At 40.9% G+C, this 15,860-nt stretch carries 10 protein-coding genes; 2 read left to right on the top strand and 8 right to left on the bottom strand.

The features are described from left to right. Positions 1-55 precede the first annotated feature (55 nt). Positions 56-3,364, bottom strand: a complete 3,309-nt coding sequence (locus tag AC1DBT_RS01515; protein ID WP_480018328.1) for a M28 family peptidase — start codon at positions 3,362-3,364, stop codon at positions 56-58. A 301-nt stretch (positions 3,365-3,665) separates the two neighbouring features. Between AC1DBT_RS01515 and AC1DBT_RS01510 the strand changes: the two genes are divergently transcribed. After that, positions 3,666-5,936 (top strand): WYL domain-containing transcriptional regulator, encoded by a 2,271-nt coding sequence (locus AC1DBT_RS01510; protein ID WP_480018327.1) that lies wholly within the window; start codon positions 3,666-3,668, stop codon positions 5,934-5,936. Positions 5,937-5,978: 42 nt separating this feature from the next. Here AC1DBT_RS01510 and AC1DBT_RS01505 read toward each other — a convergent pair whose 3' ends face one another. Further along, positions 5,979-9,005, bottom strand: coding sequence for a helicase C-terminal domain-containing protein (locus tag AC1DBT_RS01505; protein WP_480018326.1), 3,027 nt, complete (start codon positions 9,003-9,005; stop codon positions 5,979-5,981). 23 nt (positions 9,006-9,028) lie between these two features. Then, positions 9,029-9,982, bottom strand: coding sequence for a D-alanine--D-alanine ligase family protein (locus AC1DBT_RS01500; protein WP_480018325.1), 954 nt, complete (start codon positions 9,980-9,982; stop codon positions 9,029-9,031). 116 nt (positions 9,983-10,098) lie between these two features. On the opposite strand from AC1DBT_RS01500, the gene rlmN reads away from it, so the two are divergent. Beyond that, positions 10,099-11,349 carry a dual-specificity RNA methyltransferase RlmN gene (gene rlmN / locus AC1DBT_RS01495; protein ID WP_480018324.1) on the top strand — a complete coding sequence of 417 codons (1,251 nt, stop codon included), beginning with the start codon at positions 10,099-10,101 and terminating at the stop codon, positions 11,347-11,349. A 110-nt stretch (positions 11,350-11,459) separates the two neighbouring features. Here the strand turns inward: rlmN and AC1DBT_RS01490 are convergent, their stop codons facing one another. The 5 genes from AC1DBT_RS01490 to AC1DBT_RS01470 form a co-directional block, all read right to left on the bottom strand. Continuing rightward, on the bottom strand, positions 11,460-12,323 hold the full coding sequence (locus tag AC1DBT_RS01490) for a ParB/RepB/Spo0J family partition protein (protein WP_480018323.1): 864 nt from the start codon (positions 12,321-12,323) through the stop codon (positions 11,460-11,462). Continuing rightward, on the bottom strand, positions 12,316-13,107 hold the full coding sequence (locus AC1DBT_RS01485) for a ParA family protein (RefSeq protein WP_416447762.1): 792 nt from the start codon (positions 13,105-13,107) through the stop codon (positions 12,316-12,318). Before AC1DBT_RS01485 ends, AC1DBT_RS01490 begins: the two co-directional genes overlap by 8 nt. A 39-nt stretch (positions 13,108-13,146) precedes the next feature. Next, entirely contained in the window at positions 13,147-13,992 is an 846-nt protein-coding gene (rsmG, locus tag AC1DBT_RS01480; protein ID WP_480018322.1) for a 16S rRNA (guanine(527)-N(7))-methyltransferase RsmG, read from the bottom strand. Positions 13,993-14,238: 246 nt separating this feature from the next. Then, positions 14,239-15,066 carry a Jag family protein gene (locus AC1DBT_RS01475; protein WP_480018321.1) on the bottom strand — a complete coding sequence of 276 codons (828 nt, stop codon included), beginning with the start codon at positions 15,064-15,066 and terminating at the stop codon, positions 14,239-14,241. 25 nt (positions 15,067-15,091) lie between these two features. Then, entirely contained in the window at positions 15,092-15,850 is a 759-nt protein-coding gene (locus tag AC1DBT_RS01470; RefSeq protein WP_311436643.1) for a YidC/Oxa1 family membrane protein insertase, read from the bottom strand. Between the last annotated feature and the right edge of the window lie 10 nt (positions 15,851-15,860).

The following is a 15,860-nucleotide window of genomic DNA, read 5'->3' as shown; positions in this document are numbered from 1 at the left end:
TTAGCAAAGGTGCGCACTACATTGTATCATATGCACACGCGATATAAAGTTTATATTATGCGCGACGAATAAGTTCACACACCATTTGTGCTACTTGTTTTACCTGCTTTGCATCTATCATATGAGCAACATCGGCTTGTGTATGAGCAAGCGCAGGAAGTCCATTTTCGTCACAACCCATAATAGTGGCAGATCTCACAGACGCATGCATAGCTGGCGTTGCGTCAGTTCGACCGTAATCGTATGTTCTCTTTTGCAGCTGAATGTGCAGATCTTCGGCAATTTTAGAGAGCAGACGCGTAATTCTTCTATCTGCTCGACGCGTGTTATACGGATCTTCTGCCGTTAACACCGTAAGAGAACCTGCTCCTACACAATCAAGGTTGATAAGAAAAGCACCACGAATTTCGCGACGGTATTCAGACAAGAATTGCTTCATGCCTGCATGATTATTTTCAGAAGCACCAAGCGCTACAAACCAAATGTCGTGACATAATAGCTCATCTGAACCCATCGACAACACAGCGTCTTTCAATTCTTGAATTTGTTCATCAGATGACACAGGCTTGTCTTTTTGCTTAAGTTTGCTTGAAGTTGACTTCACTGCATCTTTTTTAGCGTCTTCCCATAATGCAGTTTTTTCTGGAATGTTTTCATCACTTACAGCGTCTGATGAGCGCGCGTCAGAATGTACTGTGTCTTCATTGCCAGAAGCCGCAGGAGCAACACCCGCATCAACGATGCCACCTTGGACAAATGGATTATGTTTCAAACTCAACGTATGATCTTCTGATTCGTTGGCGGTTGTGGTATGAGCCTCTACATCATCAACGCTTGGCAAGTCTTGTGGCTGCGTACCCTTTATACCATCATGAACGCGCAGGCCAACTCGTGTTGTTGCGCCACCTTTCCACGACTTTGGATGAGAAGAAGCTTGGTTACTATTATCTTCCTCGTGTACAAAGTTATCCCACGAACCAATCTGACGACCATCTTTCTTAGCGTCAAAGCTATCGTCAACGCCCAACCACGAACTCATTGAATCTTTATCAGCTGCTTCTTTTTTCTTTCTACCAAAAAGTCCTAAAGTGCGCTTTTTCTTCGAAGGCGCATTGGATGCCTCCGGTTTATCAGAAGATGAAGAATTATCAGAAGTTGAATTCACAGCATCATGAGACACTTGAACAGCTGGTGTTTCTTGAGGTGTAAACGCAATGGTTTTCTCGTTAACATGAGAATCGAGTGATTTTTGTCCAAGAGCATCACGATCAGATAAGTGATCGGTATTTGATTCACTATCTTCAGACACAAATGGATCTTGTACCTGCTCACGCGGATCTGGAAGATCAAACAGCGCCGCACGACGCACCATAGCAGCACCGCCTAACGCATTTTGCTCGTCTTTAAGAATCTGCGAAGCATCAGCTACTTGCACGTCATCACGCTGCGTTCTCGCCTGAACTTCCTGATGAATTTGAGAGATAATGGCCTCTTCGGCAGACAGGGGCTTTTCTTCTTCAGAAGTTTGCGCCTTATCAGATGCCTGTTGTTCGTCTTTTGCAGCATCAAGCGATTCGGTTTTTTCTGCTACCTCTTGTTGATCGTCATGAGCCGACTCAGAATCACTCGGTACGGCACCATCTTCACCGTCTTTAGCGTCTTTATCAACACTGTGTTCAGATTCTTGATTCTGCTCTTGCTGATCATCCTTAGATTCGCCATCAGAAGACTGTAACAAAGACGCAGCGTTGTCTGATACTGCCTTCCACTCAGCAAGCGGATAGTCTTCTTCAAAGGTAGGCGCTACAAAATCGTCGCGTGAGCTTGTACGAGCCCCACGCGTATTTCTCTGTTCTGTTTGCGCATCATTGCGTAAAGCGTCTTTTTCATCGTTCGCATCTGGTGTCGAAGACATTTCTTCTTGAGGTAAAACAGCGTTATTGTGCAAAACTTCAAACTTCTGAGGTGAAGGAGTTTTTGGCTGTGTTTTTTCATATTGAAGCCCCACCGTATATTCAACTTCACAGTCTTGTGGAAGCAAATCTAGTTTTAGCAAAGTGTCTTTGCCACGGCGCACAACACCGTCTTCAACATCATATCCAATAACTTTAGGTTCAGACGGCTCGCCAGAAACTGTTTTGTCTACATTCCTAACCTCTGGTGCTTCAACGCTCTTTTCTGTTGCATTATCTTGATTCTCAGATGAAACTGCAGCTTTGGTAGCATCTGCCTGTTTGGTATCCATGGGCGTATCCAAAGAATCTTGTGTAGCCGCGTATTCATCAACGCTTTGTGCCACGTTACCAGTATTATCTACCTCAGACGGCATATCTAAAGGATCTTTGCGCAGCTCAATACCTTGATCTTCTGATGCATCCAAATTCTGCATTTGAGGTGCACCAACATCACTAGATTTATCAGCAGGCGCAACCTCAACTGCATTGATTTTATCGGTCTTTGTTATACGTTCTTCTGTAGATTGCGAAGATCTTTGACCAAGTTCCTCGGTTGCGTTCGCGTCTTTGCTATCTAATGCAGGAATAAAACTCGTGTCGTTTTCTTGAGGCATATCCTCAACTTCGCTAAACGTTTTTTGAGGATGAACATAACCCCATCTACTTGCTTCATCATCTTCTGGACGAACAGTATTCATAACATCCATCATTGCTGCTAAAGAGCTTTTATTGCTGTTTGCACCTTCGGTACATGACGCAAACTTTTTATAAACGCTATTCACGCCCAAAGCTAAAAATGAAAACGCGCTTAAAACGCCCAAGAGCCAAAACGCACGACGGATAATATCATTTAAAAACGGCAAGAAAAGCGCAACTTGTACCAGCGCACAAAACATGGTAAACAACACGGCAGAATATACTAATTTTTTAAGACGTGCCTGATACGGTGCAAATTGCGGCTTGGAAAGAATGTCTTCGTTGGGAGTATCGTAATGTGCAACCACAACAATAGGCCTATTGCCCTTCATAACCAAAGGACCCGTTGCACGATGTACGCCGATAATGTTTTGACTTTGTGCAAGTGGACCAAACGAACTAATTTCAAAAATATGAAGCTTTTCTAGCACAAGCAAAACCGTTGCCGCAAGACATACGATAAAGCCGAAATAACTCACAAATGTACCCGTAAAACCAGAAATAAGCATGCCAATAAACAAGACAATATACAGACTATCATGCACAACTATTCCCCAGCCGTGCGAAACAACATCTTGGCGATGTAGCTCAAGATTATGGTCGCGCATGAGTTTTTCTATAAGCTCAGCGGCATCAAGCTCTTCCTGGCTATTGGTTGGAGCAATTTCAATGGATTCATTTAAATAATCAAGATATGTACGAATATCTGCCATACGTATATCCTTTGTTTTGCTGTAAGCCGTTTTCTTTAACGCATATGGAATAAATAACTTACTTTCTTTTATGCAAGCCACGCATTCCTTTTATAAAGATACGTGTGTTTTTCTTCCACATACAGTTATGTATAAGTTTGCCACAAATTTCCTCTTTACGCACGCAAAATATAGAATTTGTTACAAAAGACATTCTCATAATTCGCTCATGTCATGATTTGATTGAGTTTTGTATACTGATACCGTAGATTCTGATCGACCCACAAGGCTTTAGCAGCAAATGTACAAGGCAGTGATGTATATGTTTACCGAAAACGATTATGCCGTTCGACGGATTGTTGCACTGGCAACCTACTTTATGAACAATGCCTCAAGCGTAAGCGAAGATCGTCTTTTGTCGATGTTTTACACTGCAATCGAAAAAAGAGAATCCCAAGTTAAAGCGCTTAAACGTGATATAGCTCGCCTTGAATCTTGTGGCTTTGTTTTTATGAAACACGCAGACCTACAACAAGGAAAACCATGTATATCATGGCAGGTTGACGAGAAAAAGAGTTTTATTATCCATAAGTTTTCACCAGTTTTCATGCAAGCACTACGCGTTCTATGTGAGCCACTTACACTTGATAATTCGTTTGCATGGCGAGATGAATTGAAAAGCGCGCTTATAAAATTGGACTCCCAACCGCATATATCAACCTTACCCATTGCTAAGAAGGCACCATCTTTTCCTGTAGATATGTGTACAAACGAGCAAACGAAACAAACTATACTTGCCGTCCTAATTCAGGCGCTGAGTACGCATCACTGCGTGAGCTGTACCTATACCGTACAAAGTGGAGAGACACGCTCTTATACGCTTGCAATGCTTGGCACTTTTGGATTTCACGAGCATACCTATTTTGTTGCCGAAAAACAAAACGAAAAACACGGCAAACCATCATCGTCTGAAACCTGTGCTCATAAGCACATTCGTGTGTTTCGTTTAGATCGATTTGTAAAAGTTACGCTCACTTCAAAAACTTACACACCACCTCAAGATTTTTCATCGCTTGATTATCGTGTTATGCCCTATCAACTGGGAAATAACCCCTTAGAAGCAACGTTTGCTATTCTGAATAGCTGTCCCAAAGAAGTGCGCGAAGCATGTCATATGCACTTACATCCAGCACAGTTTTGCGAGAGTAAACAAACAACCACCACGGCGCAACAAGCAGCTGCACCACAGCATGTTGCGTTATGGAAAACACAGGTTTCAAATATTGATCTTACGGTGCGCTGGGCTATCGAAAACAACTGTATTCCCCTTGCACCATCAGCATTACATACTGCATGGAAAAAACTTCTGCACTGCACGGAAAATTTTTATGTTGAGCAACCTAATACTATAAAGCAGGCGCCTTCATCAGCTGACAACAAAGCTACATCACAACATCTGCGCGGACGAAAAGACACAAAATCCCTTATTAAGCTTCTCATTTCTCTTGTGGGAAGGCTTCAGCACAATGGAGATACACTTACCGAAGATCAAATTATGCAAATTACTCATTGCAAACGCGATCAGGCGCAAAAAATATTGCAGTTGTTGCTTATGCTGGGTGGCGACACACAATTTCCTGGTCTAACTCTCACCTATGTAGATACAAAAAATCCTAGCACTGCCAACAATAATTCAAGTGCTGCAAGCTCTTGTGCAACAGATAATGATTCCTATGAAGATACGCCTATTCAAAGCGTAACGCTTTATGATCCACATTATGATTCATATGGTATTAAAGGACGAAGCATGCGTTTGACGATGGCCGAAACCAAAGCACTTACCGAAGCGCTAACTCTGCAGGGCTTTGCAAACAAAGATGAGTTTTTAACCTTCTTACAAACGAATGTTGTAAAGAGTGCTCACAACGGTTCACGAGCCTCTGAAGTGCGCAAATGTAAAGAACAGGCGCAGCAGGGTGCGAGCATGGCGCAAGAGTTGTCAGTCATTACTCGCGCGTTACGCAATCAGTGTGTTATTCAATTTAGCTACGTAAAGTCAAATCTCTCGTGTTACCGCACGATGAATGAGTCTCAGCAGTTTGACACTTTACCCAACCAAACTCAAACTTCATCTCATCAACGTCGTGCAATACCGCTTGAATTACAACGGCGTGATCAAGCATGGTATATTCAAGCATATGATTTGGACAAGCATGCAATACGGATATTTAAATGCAAAAACATGCATACTATTACAGAACTCCCCTCTACGTCCTGTAAAAACCTTACAGATTTACACTCCACAACTCTGCACGTCACTCATGAAACTACAGATTTGATAGACTTTTTCGTTACTAATCCTGGTATTCTACAAAAACTATGGTGGCCAAACTCACCAAAGAAACCGCAAGAACTAGATGGTGTTATCAAAATATCGTATCGTCTGTTTTCAAGCTCGTGGCTTATACAACGTATGTGCGCTTGCGCCGATAGCGTGTGCACAAGCAATATAAACTTCTCTCAGCAGGTAAAGGCATATGCGGATAAGCTTCTTGCAACGTCGAGTTCTTTAAAAGAGCAAAACATCGCGTAACACTTAACACTACGCAACGCCAAGAATGTAAAGAACACAAGTTTATTCTTCGTGAGCTTTTCGCCACATCTGTATGTACGACTTCATGTTCTCACAGGATATTTCCTGATGGTGTGCATTTGGTAAAGCGTGAAGCACGTGTTTTCCATATGCCTTGCTTAAAACGCGCGTATCAGCAATAATCACCAGTCCACTGTCATGTTGCGTTCTAATAAGCCGCCCAGCTGCTTGACGAATTTCGGTAATTGCACGAGGCAACACATAATTCCACCAGGTAGATGAGTCGCGTTCGGTAAGCGCTTCAACTATAGGATCGGTTGGTGGCAAAAACGGAAGTCGAGGAATTACAACACAGCGTAATGTATCTCCAGGCGCGTCGATACCCTCCCAAAACGACTTGAGTGCTACCAGTGACGCTGTTGTATCCTTTTTGAATCCACGCATAATTTGCTGCGCCGATGTTGTGGGAAGCTGTTCAAGCAGTGTTAGACCATGGCTTTCAAGGCGCGGCGCGAGCTTTGAACTTACAGCCTCCATCTCACGACGATTGGTAAAAAGCGTTAGCACCGAGCCATTCATGGCTACATGAATATCAAAGAGCAGGTTAGATAGGTGCTGAATATATTTTTCATGCTGTGGCAACACAAGGTTATTAGGAACAATAACCCCCATATGACTCTCGTAATCAAATGGCGAAGGAAGCGTTTTGGTTTCTACACGCTCGCTGTTAAGCCTGTCAAGTCCAACCAAATGATTAAAGTACTCAAATGATTGTTCAATCGATAGCGTTGCAGAGGTATATAGCACACTTTGCGCACCTAAATACCAATCGGTGTACAGGCGCTTTCCAATATCAAGACACGTTTCCCTTAAATAGGTCTGATATACTTTCTTTTGCTTTACTCGCTCAACCGTATATACAAACCCATCTTCCAAACCTTGAGTCAGACGAGTCATTACCTCAAGATACGAGGCAACATAAGCACATACACGCTTAAAATCAGAATCACGATGCTGAGATGCTTCACTTGAAATTACCTTACAAAGTTGAGTAAGCACCGCCTCGAGCGTATCGAATGTTTTAGCAAACTCGCTCATTTTGTCTAAAAACGCATTCCATGCATCTTGAGAAACAATAGAGTTGTCTACACGCTGAATCATATGTGTATGCGCGCCACGAGAAAAGCGATATCGGTCATCAAGCGTAACAGCATTAAGAGAATCGAATAAATCTTCGTTTTTAACATGCAACTGCGCCACCAACACAGACGCTTTTGAAATAAGTTTTTGCAAAAGAGGTTTTTGCTCGCTGTTAGACGAGCTGGAAAACGCGTCGCCTAACAAGCCAGTTTTTATACCACCTAATGTATAAAACAGATCGTAAAAGGCGTCTTGAGACAACTCTTGTGCCCATTGATCGCGAACTTGATCAGCAAATCCATGAGCCTCATCCACAATCCAATTGGAAACAAGCGGAAATAATACATGCCCCAACGCGATATCAGTTGCAAGTAATGCATGGTTGGTAACCACAAGATGTGCATGTTGAGTTCTTTCGCGCAACTCGCTTAACATATAATGCGGTGCACAAGTAGACAAAGTGCGGCTTGAGCCTGTGTGATGTGACGCAACAAAATCCCCTTTAGGAATCATGTTCCACCTAATACCCAAGCTATCTACATCAACATCAACTAATTCGCAACAAGCACTGTATATAAGAGCCGCCGTAGTAAGAATTTCAGCCTTAATTTTTGACGAGGAAAATCTAATATCTTTGAATTGCGAAGTATCAAATTCTTCTCGCAAGAGCGTGTCAATCCCTTCAAGATAGGGATAGTGTTCAGCACCTTTCACAATAAGATATGAAAAGTCTTTGGGATAAACCGCATGTAAATGAGGCAATTCCTTTTTGATAAGCTGCTCTGCAAGCGCGTTGGTTTTGGTAGCAACTCCTATTTGTATATCATTTTGTACCGCACGAGAAACCGAAGGAAGTAGATATGCAAGACTTTTACCTACACCAGTTCCAACCTCTAAAACGCCGCATTGACCGCTATTTTGTAAGCTCGTTACGCGTACAGCCATTTCTTGTTGTGTTGGACGCACTTCGTAATTTTGCGATAAAAACATCTGAGCCACACAGCCCGTAGACGAAAAATCATGCTTTGTTTGAGTTTCATCAACCGTTTTATCTTGATTTGCATGCTCCTGTTGAAACGTATAGGTATGCGTGTTAAAAAGATCTCGTCTAATTTCGGAAATCGTGCCCGTATTTGACATACCAACAGATGTATTCTCAACAGCTAAACTATACACAAAAGGAGCGTCGCTGTTTTCTGGGAGCACTTCGTGAAGAATATACGAAAAAATGAATCTATACGGCCAGTTAACCTCGTTATGCGCTTCTACTAATGTTGTTAAAATCCCTTGAGGTATGTCGCAAATACCTGCCAAAATATAATGCCACACACCTGCTAAGGCAGTACAATCGTCGTTTGCACGATGAGTAACGCTTTCACAGCCAAAGATATACGCTAAATCCTGCAGTTTGTGCGAGGTCAACGCAGGAAACGCTATGCGAGAAAGCGCCAGCGTATCGATCCAAGTATCACTTACACAGGTATCGTTTTGTGCGGCTTCAATAAAGGCTCTATCGAAGCTTGCGTTGTGAGCAAGAATAGGATCAAGTTCAACAAAATCAGCAAGACGCGCAACCGCAGTTTGGGGAGTTGGGGCGTGTTCCACATCAACGCTGTAAATGTTGGTAAGTTTTTCAATATTATGCGGTATAGGACGAGATGGATTTACAAATGTTGTAAACTCATCAACCACACTCCCCTCTTCAAGCTTTACGGCAGCAATTTGGGTAAGCTGATCATTTTTATGCGAAAGCCCTGTTGTTTCGGTGTCAAGCGCCACAATGTCGGATTCTAGGCAGCCAAAATCATATAAAGATGCGCGCTCCATAAGCGTTGTATATCTTTTACGAATATGAGGATGAATATCCAAAGGCAAAAATTCATTGACTCTCATCTCAAAATCTTGCCGTTGTTGATTGTCTTGTTCCACGTCAGTCACCCAAATTCGCTGGATTATTTTTCTAATGCATATTCTACCAAGCGCTTACAAAGCTCAGGAAATCCCATGCCTTCATGTGCTGCAGAATCAGGAATTAAACTACGCTCAGTCATCCCTGGAATAATATTAGTTTCCAAAGCATACGGCACACCATTTTTGTCAACAATAAAATCGGTACGCGAAACACCACGACAACCAAGTGCCACATGAGCTTGCTCGGCAAGTTCTTGAGCGCGAGCGTATACATCTTTATCCAAACGTGCAGGTATAACATGGTGAAGAGCTGCAGGCTCGGCTTTTGCTTGTATATCATAAAACGGAGCGTTAAACACAATTTCAACAATAGGCAGTGCATGAGGATGATGGTTTCCAATAACGGGAACCGTTATCTCGGTACCAACAATAGCTTGCTCTATAAGAACATGTGTTCCTGTTTTTTGTGCTTCCTTAATTGCGCCTGCAAGGTCTTTTTGTTCTTCAACTTTAAATACACCAAAACTCGAACCGTTGTCCGTGGGTTTTACAAATAACGGCAATCCTAAGTTATCAATAATACGCTGTACTACGTTTTCATCAATCTCGTCATCTGAAGCAAGACACGCATCTTTTGGAGTAGGAATACCTGCGTTTTCGTATGCTAGTTTAGCGATATCTTTTGCAGTTCCCATAGCAGATGCCAATACTCCAGAGCACGTATAAGGAATATGAAGAATTTCCAACAAACCTTGAATACAACCGTCTTCACCATAGCGGCCGTGCATAGCAACAAAAGCAATATCAAATTCATGCGCAGCAAGTCGTTGAATAAAAGAAAGGTCTTTAACGTCAAACATTTCAACTGTTGTAAAACCAGCTTCTTTAAGAGCTTTTACACATTCGGTGCCAGATTGGAGTGATATCTGAGCTTCGTCAGACCAACCACCTGCCAACACTGCAACGCGATAATGTGTTACATCAGTTTTCTGCATAACCGTCTCCTTACATGCCTGTGATTTGGGTAGAATAAAAACATACATTTACAACGTAGTTAAGTGGTATAAGCATACAACATTTATCACTTATGAGAGAGGCTCACCGTAGGCATATGAACAATCAAGACAGTAAAATCAAAGTAGACCGTACGGCTATCGCCGATGAGGTACGTTCTCTGTACAAGGAGACACAAAAGAATCCACAGCAACTGGCATTAGACGCAGGTAATGAGGATAGTTCAAATATTCATACATCAACGCGACAACCAAGTTGTAGTTGCATAAATGCGGCCCACACGGCTGCTTTGTGTAAACAAGAAGCGTCACAAAAGGTCGAGATTAGAAGCTTGAACCATGATCAGCTAACCTATGCACTTACATCTATGGGCGAACCTGCGTTTAGAGTTAAACAAATTGAGGCGTGGTTGTGGCAAAAGAACGCACGCTCTTTTGATGATATGACAAATCTGTCTAAAAAGTTGCGCCTTCAGCTCAAGGAAAAATTTGCTTTATACTCCCCCGCCCTCGTTAGTAAGCAGGTTTCGCAAGATGGCAGCAGAAAGTATCTTTTACGCTTTCAAGATGGTGTTATGGCAGAATGTGTGGGTATGCCAACTAAAAACAAGCTTGCGATATGTGTTTCAACGCAAGCGGGATGCGCTATAGGCTGTGTGTTTTGCGCAACAGGTAAAGCTGGTCTTACTCGTTCGCTTACGGGTTATGAAATTTACGAACAAGCTCTATTCATACAAGACGATTTCCAAATGCGCGTTGCTAGCGCAGTCCTTATGGGACAAGGCGAACCGCTTACTAATTATAACGCAAGCATATTTGCACTTAAAATGATGAACTCAGCTGACGGCCTAGGTGTAGGAGCTCGACATCTTACTATTTCTACCTGTGGAATACTGCCGAACATCATAAAGTTTTCTCACGAAAAAGAACAGTTTACCTTAGCTGTTTCTCTGCATTCCGCCGTGCAATCTACCAGAGATTATCTTATGCCTGGCGTTAAACGGTTTAATCTGCAGCACTTACACGACACGATGAATTTATATGTAGAAGCAACAGGCAGACGTCCAACCTATGAATATGCACTGATAAAAGGTGTTAATGATACTGATGAAGAACTTGCGGCACTCTGCGATTTTTGCGCTGGAACGCTTGCACATGTCAATCTCATTCAACTTAATAAGATAGATGATTCTCCCTTTTTACCAACAAGCGAAAAACGTGCTGAACATTTTGTTAAAACACTTAAACGTTTTGGTGTCGAGGCAACTATTCGTCATTCACGTGGCGCAGATATAGATGCTGCATGTGGCCAACTTAAACAAAAAGTAGTAGGAAAGAAACGCATATAATTGTGTAAATGCTTAGATGAAACAATTTTAAATTTTGTTTCATTACTATTTCTAACAAAACGCCCGTCTCTTACAAGGCGGGCGTCCGTTTTATCATTATTGTAAAGACTTTATTCCTCTAACGAACCTGATTGTATACGCTTAACAAGCCTCATTAAGTCGTCATTATCTGCAAACTCAATTTCAATCCTATGTTTGGTACCAGATTGTTTAACTTTAACTTTGGCACCAAGGGCAATATGTAATTGGCGAGCAGCGCGCTTATATTCTTGTGGTAACACAGTACGAGGTTTTTTATCTAACGTAGCGCCAGAAAACAATGGAGCAAGTTTTTCTGTCTCTCTTACCGATAAATGCTCTTCCACTATCTTCTTTGCAAGTTTTATTTGTGCTTCTTCTTGAGGAATACTCAATAATGCCCGAGCGTGTCCAGCACTTATAAGCATATCACCAAGCAAATTTTGAATTTCTTGAGGTAAATCGAGCAAACGCATAGTATTGCTTATAGCCGAACGCGACTTTGATAACACCCTACTCAGTTCTTCTTGTGTCACTTTAAGTTGCTTAATAAGTTTTTTATAGCCTAAAGCTTCTTCAAGAGGGTTAAGGTCTGCTCGTTGCAGATTTTCGATTAAGGCAAGTTTGAAAATTTCGTCGTCTGAAATATTACGAACACATACTGGTATTTCTTTTAGACCAGCCTGTTTTGCCGCCTGAAAACGCCTCTCCCCTGCAACAATCTCATAAGCTGAACCTTTTTTCCTTACTAAAATTGGCTGTAAAACACCGTTTTGCTTAATAGAATCCGCCAGTTCTTGTAGTTGAACTGGATCAAAATGTTTTCTCGGTTGATTCTTATTTGGTTTGATTTTATCAAGTGATATAAGCTCAGATTCCTTGGGAGTTCCAGCCTCAGTATCACTACTTGTTAGAAGAGATTCAAGACCTCTTCCCAACCCAGATTTTTTAGCCACGACGGCTCACTTCCTTTGCAAGTTTAAGATATGCCAATGACCCCTTGCTAAAACGTGCATAAAGATTAATTGGAAGTCCGTGACTTGGGGCTTCGGATAATTTAACACTTCGGGGAATAATCGTTTTAAACACCTTAGAACCAAAATACTTTCTTACTTCACTTACCACTTGTTTTGAGAGCGTAGTACGGGGATCGTACATTGTCATTACTACTCCAAAAACATCAAGTGTTGGATTAAGCCTCGAATTAATCATTTTCATCGACTCAATAAGCTTACTTACTCCTTCAAGAGCATAAAACTCACATTGAATAGGAATGAGAAGGTTTTCTGCTGCTACCAGAGCATTAATGGTAAGCAATCCAAGTGATGGGGGACAGTCAATAAAAATATAATCGTATTGATATCTAATGGGTTCAAGCAAACTTTTTAGTATATTTTCACGAGCTATACTTGACACAAGCTCAATTTCAGCACCTGCAAGTTGGATTGTAGCTGGTATAACCCAAACATTTTTTTGAGGCGTTTCATAAATTAACTCTTCCAAAGGAGTATTATCCAGCAATGCATTATAAATATCCTTTTCAAGTGAGGTTTTATCAATGCCAAAACCAGATGTTGTATTTCCTTGTGGGTCTAAATCGATAACCAAAACACGTTTTTTTTGCTCACCTAAACAAGATGAGAGATTTATAGCAGTTGTAGATTTACCTACACCACCTTTTTGATTAATGATTGGGATAATATGACCCCTATATTGTTTCGTTTGAGCTTCTGTCTCCATTAAACACCTCTCAGCGATTATTGTTTCACGTGAAACATTTTACAACGGTTTATGGACAGCATCACCAATATTTCTCGGAAGTTTTATCTTTGCTTCATTTTCTTTACGATATACAACAAATTCTCTATGTCCCATGTGAAGTGGCAACTCAAATGTTTCACGTGAAACAAATCTAAATCCACACGTGGCAGCTATATTTACTGCATGTTGAAACTCTTCTTCAGTAAGCTGTGCTTTAGAGCAAATGAGAACACCGCTATGATCCAAGAGGGGAGAAGCATACTCAAGAAGAATAGAAAGACGCGCAACAGCTCTAGTTACAATCAAAGTAAACTGCTGATTATATTGAGGGGAAAGTTCTTCAACACGCTTATTCTCAATATAAATAGGGCTATCAATACGATTTTCTTCAATGTAATGCGAAAGAAATTTTGTCTTTTTTCCGACAGAATCACATAATACAAGTTTTTTTGGCACCTTTATAGATAAAGGAATTCCTGGAAACCCAGCTCCTGTACCTAGATCAAGAATAGTTTGTTTACATACATCAATGTTAAGGTCTTGCATAACTAACATATTCAAAAGTGAATCAAGGTAGTGTAGAACAAGAGCATTCCATGTATCAGTAATACGTGTCAAGTTTGTAACTTTGTTATACTCACGCATTGAACAGAAGTGCTTATACAACGCATCTGCCTCGCTGCTGGTAAGACTTATACCAAACGTGTCCGCTAAATAACAGAGCACATTAATAAAAAAAGATTCCTCTTTATCTAAAAACGACTGATTAAAACTGTATAAACTGTTGTCTGTTACCAAGAAGTCACGATAGGGTAGAGGTATGTCGTGTAAAGTAATGTTAGTTTGTGTATTAGAAGCCTTCATATATATCATTTCTCTTTGTAACAAACAGAACAATAGTATGAGCTGCTAACCCAAATGTTATTTATTATGAAATACAAAATCTCAAGCAGTCTTCATACCCTTTAGATAAGTCTTATTGTAGATGATGGTCAATCACTTATCGCAAGCCATATAAAAGTTTGTAACAAACAAACATAGTTTTACATCTAATAAAAAAGAGCTGCAACACATATAGTTGCAGCTCTTTCAAAACATATACAAGAAAATTTAACGTTGCCTATTTTTTCTTACATAGGTAACAACAACTCTACGATGAGGCTCAACGCCCTCGGAATGTGTTGCTACAGAAGAATCACCAAGAAGTGCAATATGAACCAGTCTACGTTCAGCAGGACTCATAGGTGACAGACTAACTTTGCCATGACGATTACGTGCACGTGCGGCTGCGGCTAAGGCAATAGCTTCAACTTTCTTTTTCCTGCGAACCTTATATTCTTCAACATCTATAGTAACTGGATAATAAAAATGAAGTTCATTGCTTACAAATGCATTAATAATGGTTTGCAGCGCTTCTAGGGTAAAGCCGTGACGTCCTATAAGAACTGCTAAATCACCACCAGATATATCAAAAATAAGAGAATTTGTTTCGCTTTCGTATTCATCTATAGAAACACTTGTTTCACCAAAAAATCCCAGAATAGACTTAAGATGTGTTACAACAATAGAAGCAATAAAGTCTTTTTCCTCTTCAGACAAAGGCTCACGAGCTACCATATGATCGTGAATTGCATTGATAACAGGGTTATCACTTGGAACATATTCGGATTCAATACGTTCATCCTCAGTGTGTTGATCTTTGAGAGCGGCTGAGGAAAATTCACGTTTTACAGGCTTCTTATCGTCTTTGGAAGATTTATATTCCTGGTTTGAAGTTGAAGTAATTTCAGAAAAGAAACCATCCGCACGTTGTTGAGCTAAAAATGCATCAAGTGAAGCTTTAGTATCTTTAAACATAGAATCACTGCGATTCACCTGAGAATCAGACTCATCCAGTGAATCAAAACTATCTGGCATAAATTGCGACTCGGTACTCATAAACTCTCCTTAGTGATATTAACGGTTATCCCTTTTTATGAGGACGATTTTTCTTTTCTTTTCTCACAACATCGGGTTGGACGCTCTGATTTTTCATTTTTTCTTCGGTTTCTTTTTTAACACGTGCCATAACCCTATCAGTAACAAGTTTTTGCTGAATAATTTGCCAAACTGATGAAGTGTTGTAATACAGCAAGACTGCAGTAGGTACGGTCCATCCAAACCAAAGCATGAAAACACTCATTACAGCGCCCATGGTAATTGTTTGAGAACGCTGTTGAGATGACGATGCAGAAGAAGTGATAACCATTGGAATAAATGTCATAACACTAAAGGTAATAACCAAAAGAATGTAAATTGCCGCACCCGACAAACCTTGCTGCTCAAAAACTGTTTGAGGAGATAATGAGATAGAGGGAAGTATATTAAAGAACGAAGCATCTTGCGGAATCTTGCTTGCAACCGTAAATAAACCAAAGAAGATCGGCATTTGCAAAAGTGTTGGCAAACATCCGCCAAGCATATTAAATTTATGCTCGGAATAAAACTTTTGCATTTCTTCGTTCATACGCGCAGGATCATCGGCATATTTGTCTTTAATCTCTTGCATTTTTGGTTGTAGTACCTGCATTTGAGCAGAGGATTCTGTTGATTTGGTCATAAGCGGTATCAACAACACACGTATAATTAAAGTTAATATAATAACTGCCAAACCCCAATCGCCACAGAGCGATTGTAAAAGCTCAAGAATTTGAGTTAATATTCCTATAAACCAATCCCACATACGTCCTCCG

This window comes from Fannyhessea sp. C0108B2 (assembly GCF_056583915.1).
Note: the sequence above shows the minus strand (reverse complement) of the source record. Positions and strands in the feature narration are given on the sequence as shown.

Bases quoted from the DNA above. Each gene is read 5' to 3' on its own strand.
- AC1DBT_RS01515 (WP_480018328.1), bottom strand. From the start codon at position 3,364: ATGGCAGATATTCGTACATATCTTGATTATTTAAATGAATCCATTGAA.
- AC1DBT_RS01510 (WP_480018327.1), top strand. From the start codon at position 3,666: ATGTTTACCGAAAACGATTATGCCGTTCGACGGATTGTTGCACTGGCA.
- AC1DBT_RS01500 (WP_480018325.1), bottom strand. From the start codon at position 9,982: ATGCAGAAAACTGATGTAACACATTATCGCGTTGCAGTGTTGGCAGGT.
- rlmN (WP_480018324.1), top strand. From the start codon at position 10,099: ATGAACAATCAAGACAGTAAAATCAAAGTAGACCGTACGGCTATCGCC.
- AC1DBT_RS01485 (WP_416447762.1), bottom strand. From the start codon at position 13,107: ATGGAGACAGAAGCTCAAACGAAACAATATAGGGGTCATATTATCCCA.
- rsmG (WP_480018322.1), bottom strand. From the start codon at position 13,992: ATGAAGGCTTCTAATACACAAACTAACATTACTTTACACGACATACCT.
- AC1DBT_RS01475 (WP_480018321.1), bottom strand. From the start codon at position 15,066: ATGAGTACCGAGTCGCAATTTATGCCAGATAGTTTTGATTCACTGGAT.
- AC1DBT_RS01470 (WP_311436643.1), bottom strand. From the start codon at position 15,850: ATGTGGGATTGGTTTATAGGAATATTAACTCAAATTCTTGAGCTTTTA.